This is a genomic window from Arthrobacter vasquezii (genome assembly GCF_029455255.1).
Classification (GTDB): domain Bacteria; phylum Actinomycetota; class Actinomycetes; order Actinomycetales; family Micrococcaceae; genus Arthrobacter_D; species Arthrobacter_D parietis.
On sequence record NZ_JAROKN010000009.1, the window covers coordinates 34,619 to 53,296 of the forward strand.

The 18,678-nt window shown below is 62.9% G+C and carries 22 protein-coding genes and 1 riboswitch; of the genes, 15 read left to right on the plus strand and 7 right to left on the minus strand.

The annotated features are described in order from the left end of the window. Positions 1-5 precede the first annotated feature (5 nt). Positions 6-80, plus strand: coding sequence for a 50S ribosomal protein bL37 (locus tag P4U43_RS18055; RefSeq protein WP_369299106.1), 75 nt, complete (start codon positions 6-8; stop codon positions 78-80). Between the two features lie 82 nt (positions 81-162). Here the strand turns inward: P4U43_RS18055 and rsrA are convergent, their stop codons facing one another. Continuing rightward, entirely contained in the window at positions 163-423 is a 261-nt protein-coding gene (gene rsrA, locus P4U43_RS05905; protein WP_056548021.1) for a mycothiol system anti-sigma-R factor, read from the minus strand. After that, positions 420-1,097, minus strand: coding sequence for a sigma-70 family RNA polymerase sigma factor (locus P4U43_RS05910; protein WP_235563265.1), 678 nt, complete (start codon positions 1,095-1,097; stop codon positions 420-422). The genes rsrA and P4U43_RS05910 overlap by 4 nt, the downstream gene beginning before the upstream one ends. Before the next feature lie 308 nt (positions 1,098-1,405). Between P4U43_RS05910 and P4U43_RS05915 the strand changes: the two genes are divergently transcribed. The 7 genes from P4U43_RS05915 (at position 1,406) to P4U43_RS05945 (ending at position 8,256) form a co-directional block, all read left to right on the plus strand. After that, positions 1,406-1,954, plus strand: coding sequence for a DoxX family protein (locus tag P4U43_RS05915; RefSeq protein ID WP_277357886.1), 549 nt, complete (start codon positions 1,406-1,408; stop codon positions 1,952-1,954). A 5-nt stretch (positions 1,955-1,959) separates the two neighbouring features. Continuing rightward, positions 1,960-3,294, plus strand: coding sequence for a 3-phosphoshikimate 1-carboxyvinyltransferase (gene aroA / locus P4U43_RS05920; RefSeq protein WP_277357887.1), 1,335 nt, complete (start codon positions 1,960-1,962; stop codon positions 3,292-3,294). After that, complete coding sequence (gene rsgA / locus P4U43_RS05925) at positions 3,291-4,412, plus strand: ribosome small subunit-dependent GTPase A (RefSeq protein ID WP_277357888.1); 1,122 nt, start codon at positions 3,291-3,293, stop codon at positions 4,410-4,412. Before aroA ends, rsgA begins: the two co-directional genes overlap by 4 nt. 174 nt (positions 4,413-4,586) lie before the next feature. Next, positions 4,587-4,790: a cold-shock protein gene (locus P4U43_RS05930; RefSeq protein ID WP_026545912.1), complete on the plus strand. Its 204-nt coding sequence runs from the start codon at positions 4,587-4,589 to the stop codon at positions 4,788-4,790. A gap of 211 nt (positions 4,791-5,001) precedes the next feature. After that, positions 5,002-5,826: a histidinol-phosphatase gene (gene hisN, locus P4U43_RS05935; RefSeq protein WP_056548009.1), complete on the plus strand. Its 825-nt coding sequence runs from the start codon at positions 5,002-5,004 to the stop codon at positions 5,824-5,826. A gap of 70 nt (positions 5,827-5,896) precedes the next feature. Next, positions 5,897-6,011: riboswitch (SAM riboswitch) on the plus strand. A 95-nt stretch (positions 6,012-6,106) separates the two neighbouring features. Further along, complete coding sequence (locus P4U43_RS05940) at positions 6,107-7,405, plus strand: aminotransferase class V-fold PLP-dependent enzyme (RefSeq protein WP_277357929.1); 1,299 nt, start codon at positions 6,107-6,109, stop codon at positions 7,403-7,405. 92 nt (positions 7,406-7,497) lie between these two features. After that, complete coding sequence (locus P4U43_RS05945) at positions 7,498-8,256, plus strand: class I SAM-dependent methyltransferase (RefSeq protein ID WP_277357889.1); 759 nt, start codon at positions 7,498-7,500, stop codon at positions 8,254-8,256. Here the strand turns inward: P4U43_RS05945 and P4U43_RS05950 are convergent. Then, positions 8,253-8,417 (minus strand): hypothetical protein, encoded by a 165-nt coding sequence (locus tag P4U43_RS05950; RefSeq protein WP_200954787.1) that lies wholly within the window; start codon positions 8,415-8,417, stop codon positions 8,253-8,255. The two genes, P4U43_RS05945 and P4U43_RS05950, sit on opposite strands and share 4 nt — an antisense overlap. Before the next feature lie 152 nt (positions 8,418-8,569). Between P4U43_RS05950 and P4U43_RS05955 the strand changes: the two genes are divergently transcribed. From P4U43_RS05955 to P4U43_RS05985, 7 genes are all read left to right on the plus strand, one after another. Next, positions 8,570-9,481 (plus strand): metal ABC transporter substrate-binding protein, encoded by a 912-nt coding sequence (locus P4U43_RS05955; protein ID WP_277357890.1) that lies wholly within the window; start codon positions 8,570-8,572, stop codon positions 9,479-9,481. Beyond that, on the plus strand, positions 9,478-10,254 hold the full coding sequence (locus tag P4U43_RS05960) for a metal ABC transporter ATP-binding protein (protein WP_277357891.1): 777 nt from the start codon (positions 9,478-9,480) through the stop codon (positions 10,252-10,254). Before P4U43_RS05955 ends, P4U43_RS05960 begins: the two co-directional genes overlap by 4 nt. Then, complete coding sequence (locus tag P4U43_RS05965; protein WP_277357892.1) at positions 10,255-11,133, plus strand: metal ABC transporter permease; 879 nt, start codon at positions 10,255-10,257, stop codon at positions 11,131-11,133. It abuts the gene before it with no gap. A gap of 1 nt (position 11,134) precedes the next feature. Further along, positions 11,135-11,860 (plus strand): metal-dependent transcriptional regulator, encoded by a 726-nt coding sequence (locus P4U43_RS05970; protein ID WP_277357893.1) that lies wholly within the window; start codon positions 11,135-11,137, stop codon positions 11,858-11,860. Beyond that, on the plus strand, positions 11,857-12,255 hold the full coding sequence (locus tag P4U43_RS05975) for a fluoride efflux transporter FluC (protein WP_277357894.1): 399 nt from the start codon (positions 11,857-11,859) through the stop codon (positions 12,253-12,255). Before P4U43_RS05970 ends, P4U43_RS05975 begins: the two co-directional genes overlap by 4 nt. Next, complete coding sequence (locus P4U43_RS05980; RefSeq protein WP_277357895.1) at positions 12,252-12,650, plus strand: fluoride efflux transporter FluC; 399 nt, start codon at positions 12,252-12,254, stop codon at positions 12,648-12,650. The genes P4U43_RS05975 and P4U43_RS05980 overlap by 4 nt, the downstream gene beginning before the upstream one ends. A gap of 72 nt (positions 12,651-12,722) precedes the next feature. Beyond that, positions 12,723-13,823, plus strand: coding sequence for a carboxylate-amine ligase (locus P4U43_RS05985; protein ID WP_277357896.1), 1,101 nt, complete (start codon positions 12,723-12,725; stop codon positions 13,821-13,823). Positions 13,824-13,891: 68 nt separating this feature from the next. On the opposite strand, the gene P4U43_RS05990 is transcribed toward P4U43_RS05985, so the two are convergent. Genes P4U43_RS05990 through P4U43_RS06005 form a run of 4 tightly spaced genes read right to left on the minus strand, consistent with a single transcriptional unit; the run spans position 13,892 to position 18,670 of the window. Beyond that, a complete protein-coding gene (locus P4U43_RS05990) occupies positions 13,892-15,616 on the minus strand; it encodes an alpha-glucosidase (protein ID WP_277357897.1) in 1,725 nt (574 codons plus the stop codon). Continuing rightward, on the minus strand, positions 15,613-16,506 hold the full coding sequence (locus tag P4U43_RS05995; protein WP_277357898.1) for a carbohydrate ABC transporter permease: 894 nt from the start codon (positions 16,504-16,506) through the stop codon (positions 15,613-15,615). The genes P4U43_RS05990 and P4U43_RS05995 overlap by 4 nt, the downstream gene beginning before the upstream one ends. Continuing rightward, entirely contained in the window at positions 16,506-17,396 is an 891-nt protein-coding gene (locus P4U43_RS06000) for a carbohydrate ABC transporter permease (protein WP_277357899.1), read from the minus strand. Before P4U43_RS06000 ends, P4U43_RS05995 begins: the two co-directional genes overlap by 1 nt. Further along, positions 17,393-18,670, minus strand: a complete 1,278-nt coding sequence (locus P4U43_RS06005; protein ID WP_277357900.1) for an ABC transporter substrate-binding protein — start codon at positions 18,668-18,670, stop codon at positions 17,393-17,395. The genes P4U43_RS06000 and P4U43_RS06005 overlap by 4 nt, the downstream gene beginning before the upstream one ends. Positions 18,671-18,678: the final 8 nt, after the last annotated feature.

The following is an 18,678-nucleotide window of genomic DNA, read 5'->3' on the forward strand; positions in this document are numbered from 1 at the left end:
CAGCCATGAGCAAGCGTGCACGTAAGCGCCGTGATCGCAAGCGCGGCGGCGCTAACCACGGTAAGCGCCCCAACACCTGACATCACGGTCATAGCAAACAGAAAAGCCCCCGCACGCGTGCGGGGGCTTTTCTGTTTGCTATGGCCACACCGGCCGTCCGGCCTAATGATCCACTGTTTTGATCTGGCTGATGCGGTCGAGGATGCTGGCCTTCAGCTTCGCCGGTGCAACCTCCGTACAGGAGCGCTTCACCACTGACCGGATCAGGCATTCCAGATCGTGTTCCTGCGCGCATTCCGGGCAATCCTCGAGATGATCTTTGATCTCGACAAGGTCTGCATGCGAAAGGGCGCCGTCGAGGTATTCGTAGAGCCGCTCGATCCGCGTGTCATCGCAGTTGCCGAGGCTATGGCAGTCGCTCATTTTCCGCCCTCCTGTGTAGTTCCACCATCAGCGGTGGACGCGCGTACCGAACTACCCATGCCGCGCTCATGCGCATACTCGGACAGCGACTCGCGCAGGAGCTTGCGTCCTCGGTGCAGCCGTGACATGACGGTGCCGATCGGGGTGTTCATGATTTCTGAAATTTCCTTGTACGCGAAGCCTTCGACGTCCGAGAAGTAGACTGCCAGCCGGAACTCCTCCGGAATTGCTTGCAGGGCCTGCTTCACATCGGAGTCCGGAAGATGATCCAGCGCCTCCACCTCAGCCGAACGCAGACCGAGGGAGGTGTGCTCCGCTGCTTTCGCCAACTGCCAGTCCTCAATGGTGTCCGAGTGGGACTGCAGGGGTTCCCGCTGCCGCTTGCGGTACAGGTTGATATAGGTGTTGGTGAGGATGCGGTACAGCCACGCCTTCAGGTTGGTTCCCGGCTTGTACTGGTGGAACGCGGAGAATGCCTTGGTGTAGGCCTCCTGAACCAGGTCTTCCGCGTCTGCCGGATTACGGGCCATTCTCATGGCAGCCGAATACAGTTGGTCCACGTACTGCATGGCGTCCCGCTCGAACCTCGCCGTGCGATCAGCAACGGATTCGGTGGACAGGTCCAGTTCCTCGTCTTCGGCTGGGGTGGGCCCCGCCGCGGCTGTGGTATTCATTGCTGCAAAGTCTACGCGTCCGCGGGTTTGCCGGCGCTGCGCCGGACCGGCCGGCGCATCAATGTGGATGCGCGGGATGTGGCCCCGCACCGATGTTGCTGTGCCCATCTGCTCCTCGTATCCGTTTACTGCGTGTTCATGTATCTCCAACCATGGGCAGCAGGTGAATATTCCGGTGCACACGCGGCGGCCGGATCGCCTCGGTCCGCCAAAAGTGCAAAACTAGACACATTCATCCACGGTTGTAACTGACTTTGTTCGCCAAGTAGATCCGGTGCCGCCCACGGTGCTGGAAGCCAGGAGGCATTGTGACCCTTGTTCGCGTATTCGCCCGCCCATTGCTTGCCAGCAGCTTCGTCCTCACGGGCATTGACCGCCTCCGGAATACCGAGGCCACAGCTACTGCCCTTCGTCCCACCCTTGACCGCATCAACAAGGCGGTGCCCGCAACGGCCTCGGCAACGAGCAACGAACAGCGTGTCGCGAAGGTGCTCGGCGCTGCCCATCTCGGTGCGGCGGTTCTGTTGGGGATCGGGCGCTTTTCCCGCGTCTCTGCTCTGGTGCTGGTCGCCACGTCCACGCTGAACGCCGTTGTTGAGTTCAACAGCGCGGATTCGTCCACGTCCAAGACCCGCAAGGACCGCCGCAACCAGCTCCTCAAGAACCTGTCGCTGATCGGTGCTGTGCTGCTCGCCGCCGTGGACACCAACGGCCGGCCGAGCTGGGCCTGGCGTGCAGAGCATTTCGCCGAGGATGCGCGCCGTAATGCCCTGGCCCTCAGCCATGACACCCGCAAGAGCATCAAGAAGGCGGAGAAAGCTGTACGCAAGACCGCTTCGGAAGTCACGGGCAGCTAAGGAGCATGAGCGCGCTGTCCGCCGCACCGTCCGCCACATCCTTTTGGCCGGCACCGTACGCAGCCGGTCCCGTTGATGCAACAGTGGAGGTCCCGGCGTCGAAGTCACTGACCAACCGGTACCTTATTCTCGCTGCGCTTGCGGACGGCCCGAGCAGGCTGCGCGCACCGTTACACTCGCGGGATTCCCTGTTGATGGTGGAAGCCCTTCGGTCGCTGGGTGCCACGGTGGAGGAGCTCGACGGCGACGGCACGTATGGCCCTGACTTGCTCGTTACGCCCATTCCGCCCGACGCGTCCGGGGATGTGAGCGTGGACTGCGGGCTGGCCGGCACGGTCATGCGCTTTGTTCCTCCGCTAGCGGCGCTTCGTGCGGGGCGCACCTCGTTTGACGGTGACCCTCACGCCCGCAAACGCCCGATGGGCGCGGTCATCAGTGCTCTCCGCGAACTTGGAGTACAGCTCGAGAACGACGACGGCTCCCTGCCCTTCACGGTCGCAGGAACCGGAGCGGTAGAGGGCGGCACGCTGGTGATAGACGCGAGCGCCTCGTCCCAGTTTGTCTCTGCGCTGCTGCTCGTTGGCGCCCGCTTCACGGAGGGCCTCAACCTGCAGCATGTGGGCAAGCCGGTGCCGAGCCTTGACCACATCGCCATGACGGTTGCAGTGCTGCGGGAGGCCGGCGTCGTCGTCGACGATTCCATTCCGAACTCGTGGCGGGTGGAGCCGGGAACCATCAGCGCGTTCGATGTGCGCATCGAGCCTGACCTCTCCAATGCCGGTCCGTTCCTCGCCGCTGCCCTCGCTACCGGCGGCACCGTGCGTGTGCCGCACTGGCCTTCGGACACCACTCAGGTCGGAGCGAAGTGGCTGACCATACTCCCCCTGCTGGGCGCCGAGGTTGAGCTGACCGATGACTCCACTCTGGTGGTCCGCGGCACCGGGACGATCACCGGCGCCGAGTTGGCCGACACCAGCGAGCTGGCGCCGACCGTCGCTGCGCTGTGCTCGCTCGCGCGGACACCGTCGGCATTGTCGGGCATTGGACACCTGCGCGGGCACGAGACTGACCGGCTCGCCGCCCTCGTCGCGGAGATTACCCGCCTCGGCGGTGATGTCGAGGAGACCGTTGACGGCCTGGTCATACGCCCGGCTCCGCTGCACGGCGGTCCTTTCCACACCTATGAGGATCATCGGATGGCCACGGCCGGCGCCATCCTGGGGCTCGCAGTGGACGGCGTGGAGATTGAGAACATTGCGACCACCGGCAAGACCATGCCCCAGTTCCCCGAGCTGTGGAAGGCACTCGCTGCCACCGCTGGTCCGAGCGGCTCTCGGTGACATCCGCCGGGTCGCGCCGCGGGACCGCTTCCTGGGATGAATCCGATGTTCGGATCCGGCCGAACAAGAAGGGTTCCCGGCCACGCACGAAGGACCGTCCGGCTCATGAAGATGCAGTGACCGGACGAATCATCACGGTGGACCGCGGACGCTATACCGCGGTTGTGGATGAGGACACCAACGCAGAGCGGGTTGTCATTGCCGCCCGGGCACGGGAACTCAGGCGGTCCCCCGTCGTCGCCGGAGATCTGGTGGCGCTGGTGGGAGATGTGAGCGGTGAACCGGACACTCTCGCCCGCCTGGTCCGGATTCAGGAAAGACGCACGCTGCTTCGCCGCAGCGCGGATGACACCGATCCCGTGGAACGCGCTGTGGTTGCCAACGCCGACCAGCTGGTGATCGTGGTTGCGGCCGCGAATCCGGAGCCGCGCACGGGGTTCATCGACCGCGCGCTGGTGGCCGCCTACGACGCCGGTATTCAGCCCCTCCTCTGTGTCACCAAAGCAGACCTGAAGGATCCGTCGGATCTGCTGGCGAATTACGAACATCTTGACCTGCTCATCATCACCAGCCAGACTGCGTCCACACCGGACGCAGTGGAAACCACATCCGCTACCGGCGCCTCAGCGCTCCTCGCGCCCGGCGCCGTCGAGCAGTTGAAGGAGCTTTTGGACGGCAAAGTGAGCGTACTGCTCGGTCACTCCGGCGTGGGCAAGTCGACGCTGGTGAACGCGCTCACCGGAGCCAATCGGGCGACGGGCGGAGTGAACGCGGTCACCGGGCGGGGGCGCCATACCTCCTCATCGGCTTATGCCCTCAAAGCTGCAGACTCAGCACCCGGTACGTGGATTATCGACACTCCGGGCATTCGTTCCTTCGGCCTTGCCCATGTCGAGGCCGACCGCATCCTCGCCGCCTTCCCGGATCTTGCACCCGGCACCGAGGACTGCGAGCGGGGCTGCCGCCACGATGCCGCCGCCGTCAACTGCGGACTGGACGGCTGGGTCGCGTCGGGCGCTGCCGGCGAATCCGGTCCGGTGCGCCTGTCTTCGCTGCGCCGGCTTCTCGGGGCGGGCGTCGAACCTTCCCAGGGTGCCAAGGAGCTGGGGATGCAGTGAGTGATGTGACTACGGCGCCGATTGCCTGCTAGACTGAACGGAGTTGTTGTGTTGCGCACGAATGTTAAGCCTTGATTTCTCTCCGGAGTTCGAAAGCTTTTTTTGCAGGCGAAATGAACACCGCGACAGGAACCCCGAAGTACGGGGGGATCCTCACACTCAAGGAATAAAAAAATGGCAACAGGTACAGTCAAGTGGTTCAACGCTGAAAAGGGCTTTGGATTCATCGCTCCTGACGACGGCGGCGCTGACGTTTTCGCTCACTTCTCCGCAATCAACTCCGGCGGCTTCCGCTCGCTTGAGGAGAACCAGAAGGTCAGCTTCGAGACCACCCAGGGCCCCAAGGGCCCCCAGGCTGAGAACATCTCCGTTCTCTAAGTCTCCGTTCTCTAAGTTTCAGCGCTTCAAGATCTAGCGCTTCAAGAAAGGGGACATCGGCTTCGGCCGGTGTCCCCTTTCTTGCGTTTAACAGCACACCGTTCAATGACACCCGTTCCTGTGCGTGCGTGAACCGATCGTAGCCCAGCGCTGAGCGCGTCCGCATCGGGACCTCCCGCATCTGTGCACCCTGACCATATAGGTTGAAAGTATGAACCTCCAGAGCTACAACGATGACCTCCGCCTTGCCCATGTAATGGCCGACTCCGTAGACGACCAGACCATGTCCCGGTTCAAGGCGCTGGATCTGGCGGTCGAAACCAAGCCGGACTTCACCCCGGTCACGGATGCGGACAAATCGGCGGAAGAGGCTATCCGCGGGCAACTCTCGCGTGCGCGTCCGCGCGATGCCGTACTCGGTGAGGAGTACGGCAGCAGCGGCGCCGGCTCGCGGCGCTGGATCATCGATCCTATTGACGGAACCAAGAACTTCGTCCGGGGCGTACCGGTATGGGCTACCCTCATTGCATTGGTGGACGAGGGCCGGCCTGTCGTCGGTGTTGTGAGCGCCCCCGCGCTCGGAAAGCGTTGGTGGGCTGCAACGGGCACCGGTGCGTTCATGGGTAAGTCTCTCGCGGCAGCCAGCCGGCTCCGGGTTTCGAGCGTATCCCGGCTGGAAGACGCCTCGCTCTCCTACTCGAACCTGTCCGGCTGGAAAGAGCGCGGCAACTTTGACGAATTCGTATCGCTCACCGAATCCGTGTGGCGTACACGCGCCTACGGTGACTTCTGGTCCTACTGCCTTGTCGCCGAAGGCGCTGTGGACATCGCCTGCGAACCTGAGCTGAACCTGTATGACATGGCCGCGCTGGTACCCATCGTCACGGAAGCCGGCGGTCGCTTCACGTCACTCGAAGGCTCCGACGGACCCTTCGGAGGCAACGCGCTGGCAACCAACAGCACACTTCACAATGATGTCCTGAAGCGGCTGAACCCCTCGCTGGACGATCTGCTTCAGGAAGGTACCGGCGTCTGACGTGGTCGCTTAACACCAACACGTAACACAAGGACCGGATATTCCCGGCCTGCTTTAGTCTGGATTCCTAGGTCACGAGTGCCAGCGTTAAACCCCGGTTTGCTGGCCGGCAACCCTCCTTCCGCGGCGGGGTGCCCCGGGTGACGACCTGGCCGGGCCAGAACGTGGTTCGGCAAGCGCGGGGCCTGGTGAAGCAGGTCCCCTGAACCTACGTGGGGTACCTCCTGTGAGCAACGCACTTCTTGAGAACGAACTCTCCGCTGCACCGCTGGCGTCCGTGATGGGCGCTGAGCTGCAGGCGCCGCTGGTGGACGGCACTGCCGTCCGTTACGTCAACCTGGACTATGCCGCTTCAACGCCGGCGCTGCAGCAGGTCAATGACTATGTGCAGAGCGTGCTTCCCTACTATGCGAGTGTGCACCGGGGCGCCGGGTACGCATCGCAAATCTCCACCTCGCTCTACGAGAATGCACGAAGGACTGTGCGGAACTTCGTCGGCGGCCGGGAAGATGATGCGGTCATCTTCACCCGCAACACCACCGATTCGCTGAACCTCCTGGCTGGATGCCTGCCGGAGGACGGTGAGGTCCTCTACCTCGACGTGGAACACCATGCCAATCTGCTGCCCTGGCTGCAGCTTCCCCATCGCGGGCTGGTCGCCGCGGGAACCATCGAGGAAACGCTCGCCGCTGTGGAAGAGGAATTGGCATCCGGAGGAATCAGCCTGCTTGCTGTAACCGGTGCGTCGAATGTCACCGGAGAAGTTCTGCCCATCGTCCGGTTCGCAGCGGCGGCTCATGCGCACGGCGCGCGGATCGTCGTCGACGCGGCTCAGCTCGCTCCCCACCGGCGGCTGGATCTGCTCCGCGACGGTATCGACTACGCGGCCTTCTCGGGCCACAAACTGTATGCGCCTTTCGGCGCGGGCGTCCTGGTCGGTAGAGGCGACTGGCTCGATTCCGGAAGGCCCCACCTCGCCGGAGGCGGCGCAGTGAAGACTGTGAAAGTGGACTCGGTGTCCTGGGCAACCGGTTCCGCGCGCCATGAGGGCGGGTCACCGAATGTGCTCGGTGCAGCCGCGCTGGCGAAGGCAACAGAGGCCATCGCTGGGTTGGATGAACCGGCCTGGCTTGCGCATGAATCAGAGCTGCGGGATGCCCTCGTGGAAGGGCTCTCCAACCTTCCCGGCATAGCAGTTCACCGCATCTTCGCTGACAGCACCGATGCGATCGGCGTAGTGAACTTCTCTGTCCACGGTTACGACGCCGGGCTGGTCGCCGCATATCTGTCCGCAGAACACGGGGTTGGACTGCGGGACGGGAAGTTTTGCGCTCATCCGCTGCTGAAGCGGCTGGGCCTGCCGTCAGGTTCGCTACGAGCGAGTTTCGGGCTCGGATCACGGCAGGACGACGTCGACAGGCTGTTGACCGGTTTGCGCTCGCTTCTTCGGGATGGACTGGGGACTGACTATGCGGTCGACGCCGGGCGCTGGGTGCCCGCGGTCGAGACCCGCCCTTTCCCTGACTGGGCTCCGCCCACGCCGGGAACTGCCGGCGCCGCGCCCTGCACAACCGACTGAGCGCTGCGACCGCACTTCCTCGGCGCGACGCCGCCTTCAACCGGGTGCTTTAATTGACGGGTTCCGTACCCGTCATGCGAGGAGTTCCCAACATGGGTGTTGGAGGTCCGCGCCTCGCCGAGCACCGCCGTCGTGAATTGGCGCGGGGCTATCTGCAGGAAAGTGACCGCTACGAGCGCGTGCGTCCGGGCTACCCCCAAGACAGCGTGGACTGGCTCATACCCGCCGGAGCGTTGCGCGCAGCAGACGTTGGCGCCGGCACCGGCAAGTTCACCCGGGAGCTCATCCGCCGCTGCCCGGAGGTGACAGCTGTTGACCCATCCCTGGACATGCTTGCAGTCCTCGGACAACAACTCCCGCGCGTAGCCAGAGTGCAGGGAACTGCCGAGGCATCGGGACTCGCAACGGCGAGCGCTGATGTACTCACAATCGCCCAGGCCTGGCACTGGTGTGATCCTGCTGCGGCAAGCCAGGAGGCCGCACGTGTGTTGGCGCCGGGGGGAAGATTCGCGCTCGTCTGGAATCAGCTGGACGTCAGCGTTGCCTGGGTACACCGACTCTCCCGCATCATGCATGCCGGAGACGTTTTCCGGCCGAGCTACCGCCCTATGCTTGGTCCGCGCTTTTCGGAGCCGGAGTCAAGGGTCATTCCATGGACGCAGGTTCTTCCGGTCTCGGACATCGTGGAACTTGCGCGCTCCCGCACCTACTACCAGAACGCATCAGCCGGTGTGCGCACCAAGGTGGAAAACAATCTGTCGTGGTACCTGCACGATCACTTGGGGCACCAGCCGGACGCAGTCCTCGAGCTGCCGTACCTTACCTACTGCTGGCGGGCCGGCCGGCTTTAGCCCTCAGCGTCCGTCCCGTTCGTTTCCGGCCCGGAATCTGCACCCTCAGCCGGGTCCTGTGAGTGAGTGCCTGTGTCGGCGGGATTCTGAGCGCGATCCCCCTCTGCCGGCTGTTCAGAGTGCTCGCGCGGCACTTCCTCGTGTTGTGGTTCTTCGCTCATAACCCGACCTCCTGATAGTGGTCCCGCCGTGCCCTGCCGGCAACATACCGTTAGGCCCACCATGCCCTGTCGATTGCTCTCCTGTCGAGTGCCGTGGCTCCGGCTGCACAGGAGCAGTGGCGGCAGCAGCGTGATCGGGCTATATTTTCGGTATGCCGAAACTTCGGATTCAGGTTCTCCTCATCCTGACAACGTTGGTGCTTGCAGGCTGTGGCACCCCACTTGTGGAGCGGACCAGTTCACACAAGGACCCGCGGCCTGTTGTACTGACCACCTTTTCCGTTCTCGCGGACCTCACACGCTCGGTGGCAGGTGAGCATATCCGGGTTGAATCGATCACCAAGTTCGGAACCGAAATCCACGGCTACGACCCCACTCCCTCAGACCTCGTCAAGGCGCAGGACGCGGATCTCGTCCTTGACAACGGCCTGGGCCTGGAGCGCTGGTTCGAACGTTTCGTCCTGTCCATCGATGCGCCGCATGTGGTGCTTTCCGAAGGCGTGGAACCCGTTGACATCCGTTCCGGCGATTACCAGGGACTGCCCAACCCCCATGCCTGGATGTCCCCGAAGGCGGCGCAAACGTACGTAGACAACATTGTTACGGCACTGTCAGAGCTTGATCCCGCACATTCCGGAGACTACCAAGCCAACGGCGCCGGCTTGAAGCGGGAACTCCAGGGCATGCTGACCGCTCTGCAGAATGCGTTCAGCACTGGTGAGGCAACGCCGGCTCTGGTCACGTGTGAGGGTGCGTTCTCCTACCTCGCGCGGGACGCCGGAATCAAAGAAGCCTTCATCTGGCCTGTCAATTCCGACACCGAGGGAACCCCCCGGCAGATCAGCGACGTCATCTCCTTTGTTCAGGAGCACAACGTGCCCACAGTCTTCTGCGAGTCCACCGTCAATCCGTCCGCGCAGCAGCAGGTTGCACGAAGCACCGGCGCTGAATTGGCCGGTCCGCTCTATGTGGATTCGCTGTCGGAGGAGAACGGGCCGGTCCCCACGTTCCTCGACCTGCTCCAACACGACATCGACCTCATCATTGCAGGACTGACCCGATGACCCTGACAGCCAGCGAACAGCCGGCCATCGCCGTCGAAGGTTTGGGCGTCAACTATGGAGACGTGACTGCGCTCCACAGCGTGAGCTTCACCATCAACCGCGCCCAGATCTGCGGACTGATCGGGGTGAACGGCTCAGGAAAATCGACCCTCTTCAAGTGCCTCATGGGGTTGGTGACGGCGCAGCAGGGAACGCTCTCGCTCTTCGGCCGAACGTCCACGGCAGCCCGCAAAGGCAAGCTCGTGGCCTATGTTCCGCAGGCTGAGGACGTGGATTGGGACTTCCCTGTCTCCGTCGCCGACGTCGTCATGATGGGGCGGTACGCTCACATGGGTTTGCTGCGGCATCCCTCACGGACTGACCGTGCCGCGGTGACGGAGGCGCTGGAACGGGTCGGGTTGTCAGAGCTTCGCCACCGGCAGATCGGGGAACTCTCCGGCGGACAGAAGAAGCGCGCCTTCGTTGCCCGCGGAATCGCCCAGGACGCCCAGCTCCTTCTCCTCGATGAACCATTCGCAGGCGTAGACAAGGGCAGCGAGGCCACCATTGTGGAGCTCCTCCGCGAACTGAAGAATGAAGGCCGGACTGTGCTGGTGTCCACCCATGACCTCGCCGGCCTGCCCCGCCTGTGCGACCGCGCAATCCTCCTGCACCAACGGATCCTTGCCGAAGGAACCCCCGATGACGTGCTCACCCATGCCAACCTCGCGCGCGCGTTCGGGCCTGCGGACACTCTTGACTCAGCGGTGGCGCCTACCCGGGCAGGTGCCTAGATGGATCCCGTCATATTCCTCCTTGAACCGCTGCAATACGGCTTCCTGACCCGCGCTCTGTTGGTGACGCTGGCGGCTGCCGTAGTCGCCTCGGTTCTATCCTGCTGGCTCATCCTGATGGGCTGGTCCCTGATGGGTGATGCCGTTTCCCATGCGGTGCTGCCCGGGGTCGCGCTCGCCTACATCGTCGGTATTCCGTTCTCGATCGGCGCCTTCATTTTCGGTGCCGGTGCCGTTGCGCTGATCGGCGCTGTGAAGTCGACCACCAGGCTGAAGTCCGACACCGTGATCGGTGTGGTGTTCACCGCTCTTTTCGCCGTGGGACTGGCCATCATTTCGCGAACGCCCTCGCAAGTGGACCTTATGCACATCCTCTTCGGCAACGTTCTCGGTGTCACGGACGGTGAGCTGTGGCAGGTTCTGATCCTTGGTGCGTTGACCCTGGTGATCGTGCTGGTCAAGCGGCGGGATCTCACGCTGCTCGCCTTCGACCGCACGCATGCACACGTCATCGGGCTCAACACCAAGGCGCTGGCTGCGCTCCTGTTGGGATTGCTCGCCCTCAGCGTGGTGGTGGGGCTGCAGGCTGTCGGTATCATCCTCGTCGTGGCCATGCTGATCACGCCTGGCGCCACTGCTTTCTTGCTGACACGCAGTTTTGACCGGATGCTGATACTCGCTGTTCTGATCACTGCGACCGCCGCGGTCTCCGGCATCTACGCGAGCTACTACTTCGACATCTCAACCGGAGCCGCAGTTGTGCTTGCGCAGGCACTCGCGTTTTCAGTTGCCTACATCGCGGCGCCCCGGACTGGCCTCATCGCACAACTGAGACAGCGACGCCGGCGGGCCGGTTCACCGGCAAGGCAGGCTGTCTGACATGGCGTCGAAAGTGAGCACACCCGGCAGCGAATCCTCAAGTGTCCAAGACTATGTGAAGACCATCTACGCGCTCTCTGAGTGGCATGATGAGCCCGTGACATCATCGCGGCTCGCCGCCCGGCTGTCGGTTGCCAACTCGTCGGTCTCCGAAATGATCCGGAAGCTGGCCGAGCTCGGGCTGGTGAACCACACACCGTACCGGCCCGTCGAACTCACTGCTGACGGTCGCCGCCTGGCCCTGGCCATGGTTCGGCGGCACCGGCTGATCGAGACGTTCCTGGTACGCGATCTCGATTACCGCTGGGATGAAGTCCATGATGAGGCGGAACTGCTGGAGCATACTGTCTCCGATACCTTCATCGACCGGCTCGACGCCCGGTTGGGCTTCCCTTCCGTTGACCCGCACGGTGATCCGATTCCGACGGCTGCGGGGGCGATCACGCTTCCCGACGCATTACCCTTGGACAGCTTCGACGATGGCCACTCCGGACGGGTTACCCGGATCAGCGATGAGGACCCACAGCTCTTGAGGTTCCTGGCGGCCGAAGACATCGGTATTGGTTCTCCGGTGGAAGTGCTGGGCAGGGCTCCCTTCGGAGGTCCGCTTCAGGCGCGCGTCGGCACCGGGACCGGTGCCCGGGACTTCAGCTTCGGTAAGGAACTCACCGGGGCCATCTGGGTCGAGTCAGTGGGCCGACACGCCGGCTGTAGCTTGGTGCCATGACCGCTCAACCGGATGCCCTTCCTGCACCTCTCGGCTGGAAGGTATGGACCGCCGTCGCCATGGGAGGCTTCGCAGGAACCGAGGCACGATATCTGCTCGGCCTGCTCTTTCCCGAGCCGCCCGGCGCGTTCCCCTGGACCACGCTCGCGATCAATGCGGGTGGAAGTTTCCTGCTTGGCTGGCTGACCGCGCGCTGGGCAGGAACCTGCGGGCCGCGGGAGTTGCGGGCCGGGTTGGGGCCGGGCCTCCTTGGGTCATTCACAACCTTCTCCGCGGTTTCGCTTGCCGCGGTGATCGAGCCGGCGCTGATGGTGCCGTACGTCGGGTTGTCGCTCGCGCTCGGTGTATCGGCCGCTGCCGCCGGAATCATCGTGGGGCAGAGGCGGGCGCCATGATGACTGCGGCTCTGGTGGGCCTTGGAGGAATGGTCGGCACGCTGCTCCGCTTCGCCGTCGACACCGCGTATGAAGCGCTCCGTGCACGACGGCGGCACCGGTCTTCGCTGGTGCCACCCTTTCCCATGGGAACGCTGGTGGTCAACATTCTTGGATCGGGTGGAATCGGCATCCTTTGGGGACTGCTGCTGAACTCTGCACTCAGTAACCCCGTCTACACCGCGCTCAGTGCGGGGCTGGCCGGTGGGTTCACCACGTTCAGCACCTTCACTGTCGCGGCTGTTCTCCTGTGGCGGGGCAGGAGGCGGGTGGCCGCCGTCGTGCATGTGCTTGCAAACACCGGCTGCGGGCTGGCCGCGGCCGCGCTGGGACTTCTGATCATCGGCACAATATGACGCGGGAAAACACAAGTACAAAGCTGGCTGACTAGACTGAAGTGGATCCTTGAACGCATCGAAAGGCGCTCCATGACCACGCTGGGAATCGAAGAAGAGTACCTCCTGCTCCATCCCGAATCGGGGTTGCCCGTCTTCAATGCAGCGGATGTCCAGGCACTTCTCGAATCCGGCGGCGCAGTCAGCGGCGAGGATATCCAACGCGAATTGCTGAGCTGCCAAATCGAAACCGCAACGCCGGTGTGCCATACGCTCACCGAAGCGGAGGAGTCGCTGCTGAATTTCCGGCGGCAACTGGCGGCAGCGGCGCGGAAGTCAGGAGTTCGGGCCAGCGGATCGGCAACGGCTCCCCGCATCCAGGAGGGGTACCCCGAGCTCACTGATAAACAGCGCTACCACGAACTGAAATCGAGCGCCCGCGGGATCGTAGCGGACCAGTTCGTTAACGGGCTTCATGTGCACGTGTCCATCCCGGACAAGGAAATCGGTGTACAGGCGCTCAACCGGATCCGACCCTGGCTTCCCATCATCACTGCGTTGAGCACAAACTCTCCGTTCTGGCTTGACCGGGACAGCGGCTTCTCCAGCTGGCGGACGGTGCACTACCGTCGTTGGCCGGTACAGGGCATTCCGCCGATTTTCGCGGATGCTGCGGAGTACGAGCGCCGGATCGAACGCCTCGTGGATACCGGCGTCATCATCGACCGCGGGGTTCTCACTTGGGTTGCCCGGCTCTCCGACAGCTACCCCACCCTGGAGGTTCGCACAGCAGACGCACAGCTGGAGGCGCAGGACTCCGTGCTCATCGCCGGCCTGGTGCGCGGCCTCGTCAGCACAGCGGTCAGCGATGCCCTGAACGGCACGCCGTATCCGGATCCCGACGCCGAGTTGCTGGATGCGGCACAGTGGCAGGCCGCGCGCCAGGGGCTGAGCGACGTCGTCGTCAATCCACTGACCGGAAAGCTGACGCCCGTCCGTGAACAGATGGACCGCCTGCTCGAGTACGTCGGCACGGCACTGGAGGACGCGGGCGATTCCCACTGGATTGAAACCGGCCTCAAGACGGTGTGGGAGCGCGGTACCGGCGCTGTCCGCCAGCGCCGCGCAATGGAACAAAGCGGTGTCACCGGGCTGATTGACCTTTACACCGAGACGCTGATCGCCGAACGCTGAACGTTCAGTCGCCGATCACGCCCCTAATGGCGAAGCATTAGGGGCGTGTCCTGCCGAATCAACGCCGATCACGCAGTGCGGAGGATCCGCACTTCCCAGGGTCGAAGCTCAGGCGTGGGTTCGTCGCCGTAATTGCCGAGGATCAGTGTTCCGCCGCTGACCTGATCCGCTAGCTCTGCGTCGTCGGGGAGGCTCAGCGTGTCACCCGAGACGTTGCCGACAATGAGGAGCGACCCGCCGCCCAGCGTACGGGTGAAGGCGTAGAGGGTGGGATGGTCTTCAGCGAGCATCACAAACTCGCCGAGACGGACTACCTCGTCCTTGTGCCGGAGTTCGATGAGCTGCTGGTAGAACCGGAAGACCGATTGGTCGGCTGCGCGGTCCGTGTCCGCATTGACCGTCGGATAATTCGGGTTGACCGCAATCCAGGGCGTACCGCTTGTGAAGCCTGCCTGCTCCCCCGCCGTCCACTGCACGGGCGTGCGGGCATTGTCCCGGCTCATGATGCGCAGGTTTCGCAGCACTTCCGCCGGTTTGTGGCCCAACGGACCTGTGGCCTCATAGAAGTGGTTGATCGACTCGATGTCACGGAAATCCTCGACGCTCTCGAACGGAGCGTTGGTCATACCGATTTCCTCGCCCTGGTAGACATACGGCGTCCCGCGGTGCAGGTGAAGCAGCGCCGCCCACAGGGTGGCGGATTCGTAGCGAAAAGCCTCGTCATTGCCGAACCGGGAAACCAGGCGCGGTTGGTCGTGATTGTTCAGGTACAGGCTGTTCCAGCCTGTACCGGCCAGTCCCTTCTGCCAGCGGTTCCATGAGGTCTTGAGATCACGAAGGTCCAGTCCCTTGTAGTCCCACTTGCCGCCTGGCCCATGATCGAGGCCGACGTGCTCGAACTGGAAAACCATGTCAACCTCGCGGCGGGCAGGATCAGTGAAGAGCTTCGCCTCGTCGATGGTGACACCTGGCATCTCGCCGACCGTGATGAGCTCGGCTTTCCGCCCCTCGAAAACCTCGCGGTGCATTTCCTGCAGATAGTCGTGGATGCGGGGTCCGGACACGAAATACTGGGAGCCGTCGCCCCACAGTTTCCCGGGCTGCACCGGGCCGTCCGGCAGCGCAGGGTCCTTGGAGATGAAGTTGATGACGTCCATCCGGAAACCGTCCACTCCCCGGTCGACCCACCAGTTCATCATCTCGTAGACAGCCTGGCGTACCTCCGGGTTCTCCCAGTTCAGGTCCGGCTGCTCGGGTGCGAAGAGGTGCAAGTAGTACTGGTTCGTGGCGGGATCCAGTGTCCAGGCCGGACCGCTGAACGCCGAGCCCCAGTTGCTCGGCTCGGCGCCCTTCTCCCCCGTGTCAAAGCCCTCCCGTGCGTCCCGCCACCAGTACCAGTCCCGCTTGGGATTGTCGGTCGACGACGCCGATTCAACGAACCACGGGTGCTCGTTCGATGTGTGGTTCACTACGAGATCCATCACCAGCTTCATCCCGCGCCGGTGCACGCCCTCAAGGAGCTCATCGAATTGCTCGAGCGTGCCGAAGGTCGGGTCGATTCGGCGGTAATCGCTGATGTCATAGCCGTTGTCGTGCTGGGGCGAGGAGTAGATCGGGGAGAGCCACACGACGTCCACGCCGAGTTCCGCGAGATGGTCGAGTTTGCTGATGATCCCGCCAAGGTCCCCGATTCCGTCTCCGTTGGAGTCGGCGAAGCTGCGGGGGTACACCTGATAGACGACGGCGCCGGTCCACCAGGCGGGTTCGGTTTCAGGACTGTTGGTGGTGCTCATTTGGTTGATCCTCTCATCACACCGGAGATAACCCATCGCTGTGCGAAAAGGTACACCAGAAGCAGTGGCGCCATGGCCATCAGGTAGGAGGCGAACGCCACGGAATAGTTGGTGTTGAACTGGCCCTGGAAGACGTACTGGGCCAGGGGCAGGGTTTGAGCCGACGGGTCGGAGAGGATGACCAGCGGCAGCATGAAGTCGTTCCAGGCCCACAGGCAGGTGAGAATTCCGACCGTGGCGTTCATCGGACCAAGAAGCGGAAAGATGACCTTCCAGAAGACCGTCCAGGTGCTGGCGCCGTCGGTGATCGCCGCTTCCTCGAGCTCCATCGGGATGGACCGAATGTACGCGACGTAGACGAAGATATTGAAGGAGAGGCCGTACACCGTATAAAGCAGGATCAGGCCGAGCTGATTGTCCAGCCCGAGCAGCGCAGTCTCCTTCACGACGGGAAGCATGATAATCGGGAAGGGTACAAAGAGCGCTGCGATGAAGTAGAAGTACAGCCCCTTGAAGAGCTTCCGGTGCATGTTGCGGGCAATCGCATAGGCCACCATGGAGTTGGTGAGCAGGGTCAGCAGCACTGCCCCCACCGTGATCAGCGCGCTGTTCATCAGCGCCTGCGGGAAGTCGGTGAGGGTCCAGGCTTCGGCGAAGTTGCTCCAGGCCGGAGTGCCGGGCAACCCGAATCCGGAACCGCCCAGCTCATCGGGAGTCTTCAGGGCCGTCACCACCGTGAAGTAGAGCGGAATGAAGATCGTCAGGGAGAGCACGGCAACCAGCGCGGTCAGCCACCAGTTGATCTGCCGCCGATCGGGACGGTGGACGCGTGAATCTCGGTCGTTATTCCCGAGGGCACTTCGCTCGGCGGAGTAGGCAGTTGCAGTCATTAGAACGAGGCCTCCCTACGCTGCAGGATGCGCAGCTGGATGAACGAGATAGCAATGATGACAAACAGGTAGATCACTGCGTTGGCGGTCTGGTATCCGTATTCGCCGCCCTGGAATCCACCCCGGTAGATGAGCACGGAAATCGACTCCGTGGAGGTGCCCGGTCCGCCTCCTGTCAGGGAGATGATCTGGTCGAAGACCTGAAGGAAGTTCTTCAGCGACAGGACCATGTTGATGGTGAAGAACGCACCGATCAGCGGGAAGGTGATGGTGCTGAACTGCTTCCAGGCCGAGGCGCCGTCAAGCGACGCCGCTTCGTAGAGCTCACCGGGAATGGTCTGGAGGCCGGCCAGGTAGATGATGATGTTGAAGGCCGCCGCCTGCCAGACCGAGAGGATGACGACACCGATCCACGCCGTATCCCCGCTCGCCAGGATGCTGCTCGTGAGCGCATTGATTCCGAGCGCTTCGGCGATGGCCGGCACGGAGTTGGAGAAAAGGTAGTTGAAGACATACCCGACGATCAGGATCGAGAGGATGTTCGGAATGAAGAAGATTCCGCGGAATCCCGTCTTGAACTTGATCCGGCTGTTCAGCGCCATGGCCACCGACAGAGCGATGATGTTCACTGCGATGGTGGAGACGATGGCGAACAGGAAGGTGAATCCGTAGGCGTTCAGGATCCGTTCGTCACGGAACAAATTGATGTAGTTGCTGAGTCCGATGAAGGACCACTCGCCGTAGCCGGCGTAGTTGGTGAAGCTGTAGTAGATGCCCGTCAGCACCGGTACGGTGTGAAAAATCAGGAACAGCGCGAAGGCCGGCAGCACCATGATGTAGAAAGCGCGTGGCAGCTTCTTCGCGGGCCGGGACAGGGTGGGAACGCTCATGAGCGTGCCTCCTCACGGGTGATGGTGCGCTCGGCAATCTTGTCCCATTCGTTGTCCATCCTCGCGAGGAAGCTCTCGGTGTTTCCGCTGAGGATGAATTCCTGGAGGTAGGCGGGCAGTGGAAGGCTGGGCGGGATCTGGTGGTCGATGAATCCGATGATGCGACCGCTCTCGAAGTACGGGGCCAATCCTTCGAGGGCGGGATCCGTGTTGGAGGGGCTTTCACTCAGCGGCGAGAACGTGCTTTGCGCTTCCGAATACCGTTCGACGATGTCAGGTGACATCATGAACTCGACGAAGCGGCGTGCTTCTTCCGGATGCTCAGTGTCCCGTCCAATTGAAAGTCCGACGTCGACACCTGAGACCACGACCGTGTCCTGCGGATCGTTGGTGGCCGGGTACGGAAACGTACCGACGTTGACGTCGGGGTTCGCGGCTCGGATGGGCGGTATGGCGTAGCTGCCCTGCAGGTACATGGCGGATTCCCCGTTGGCGAAGGCTGCGTTCCCTGCGTTGTAGTCCCGGCTGGGCGAGTTTTCCTGACTGTAGGAGAACAGTTTTGAAACCTTCTCCATGGCTTCTTCGTACTCAGCAGAGAATGAAGTCTCGTCCTGCCGCAGCGCATCGTAGAAACCCTCCGGTTGGAGGGCCCCGCCGAGGTTGACGAAGGCGGGGCTTACGGTCCACCCGTCCTTCAGCGTTGTGTAGAACGGGGTAACACCGTTTGCCTCGAACATGTCGGCGAGCGCCACCAGTTCATCCCACGTTCCCGGCACCTCGGCACCGTACTCCTCGAAGATGGCCTTGTTGTAGATGATCCCGCTTGCGTTGTTCGCGAAGGGCAGCGCGTTGATCTCCGAGCCGTCGCAGCTTCCGAGCTCCTGCACGATGTCCTGCACCGCGGGAAGGACCGTCTGAGCAGAGGGCATGTCCGTCAGGTCGGCGAAGACGCAGGCCTCGGCGAGCAGCCCATAGTTCCCGTTTGCGTTCAGCGTCAGCACGTCCGGGGTCTTGTTCTTGACCAGCAGTGTGCGAATTGCCGTGTCGGCGTCCGGGACGTGGTTCTGGACTACGTCGATATCGGGGTTGGCAGCTTCGAAATCGGCGATGATTTCCTCGAAGTTGCCCACCGCCTCGGGTTTGAACTGAAAGAAATCGAGGGTGACGACGTCGTCGTTCCCGCTGGCGGGAGTGCAGCCGGACAGCGTCAGCGCCGCCAGGGCCGCAGCCGATGAGGCAGCCGCCAGTTTCCTTCGTGTAGCGGAATGCTTCACGAATCTCT

Excerpts from the sequence above, each read along its gene's own strand:
- P4U43_RS05960 (WP_277357891.1), top strand. The coding sequence starts at position 9,478 with ATGACCCTGACAGCCAGCGAACAGCCGGCCATCGCCGTCGAAGGTTTG.
- P4U43_RS05985 (WP_277357896.1), top strand. The coding sequence starts at position 12,723 with ATGACCACGCTGGGAATCGAAGAAGAGTACCTCCTGCTCCATCCCGAA.
- P4U43_RS05955 (WP_277357890.1), top strand. The coding sequence starts at position 8,570 with ATGCCGAAACTTCGGATTCAGGTTCTCCTCATCCTGACAACGTTGGTG.
- P4U43_RS05970 (WP_277357893.1), top strand. The coding sequence starts at position 11,135 with ATGGCGTCGAAAGTGAGCACACCCGGCAGCGAATCCTCAAGTGTCCAA.
- P4U43_RS05930 (WP_026545912.1), top strand. The coding sequence starts at position 4,587 with ATGGCAACAGGTACAGTCAAGTGGTTCAACGCTGAAAAGGGCTTTGGA.
- P4U43_RS05950 (WP_200954787.1), bottom strand. The coding sequence starts at position 8,417 with ATGAGCGAAGAACCACAACACGAGGAAGTGCCGCGCGAGCACTCTGAA.
- rsrA (WP_056548021.1), bottom strand. The coding sequence starts at position 423 with ATGAGCGACTGCCATAGCCTCGGCAACTGCGATGACACGCGGATCGAG.
- P4U43_RS05975 (WP_277357894.1), top strand. The coding sequence starts at position 11,857 with ATGACCGCTCAACCGGATGCCCTTCCTGCACCTCTCGGCTGGAAGGTA.
- P4U43_RS05990 (WP_277357897.1), bottom strand. The coding sequence starts at position 15,616 with ATGAGCACCACCAACAGTCCTGAAACCGAACCCGCCTGGTGGACCGGC.
- P4U43_RS05965 (WP_277357892.1), top strand. The coding sequence starts at position 10,255 with ATGGATCCCGTCATATTCCTCCTTGAACCGCTGCAATACGGCTTCCTG.
- aroA (WP_277357887.1), top strand. The coding sequence starts at position 1,960 with ATGAGCGCGCTGTCCGCCGCACCGTCCGCCACATCCTTTTGGCCGGCA.
- P4U43_RS06000 (WP_277357899.1), bottom strand. The coding sequence starts at position 17,396 with ATGAGCGTTCCCACCCTGTCCCGGCCCGCGAAGAAGCTGCCACGCGCT.
- hisN (WP_056548009.1), top strand. The coding sequence starts at position 5,002 with ATGAACCTCCAGAGCTACAACGATGACCTCCGCCTTGCCCATGTAATG.
- P4U43_RS05940 (WP_277357929.1), top strand. The coding sequence starts at position 6,107 with ATGGGCGCTGAGCTGCAGGCGCCGCTGGTGGACGGCACTGCCGTCCGT.
- P4U43_RS05910 (WP_235563265.1), bottom strand. The coding sequence starts at position 1,097 with ATGAATACCACAGCCGCGGCGGGGCCCACCCCAGCCGAAGACGAGGAA.
- P4U43_RS05945 (WP_277357889.1), top strand. The coding sequence starts at position 7,498 with ATGGGTGTTGGAGGTCCGCGCCTCGCCGAGCACCGCCGTCGTGAATTG.
- P4U43_RS05995 (WP_277357898.1), bottom strand. The coding sequence starts at position 16,506 with ATGACTGCAACTGCCTACTCCGCCGAGCGAAGTGCCCTCGGGAATAAC.
- P4U43_RS05980 (WP_277357895.1), top strand. The coding sequence starts at position 12,252 with ATGATGACTGCGGCTCTGGTGGGCCTTGGAGGAATGGTCGGCACGCTG.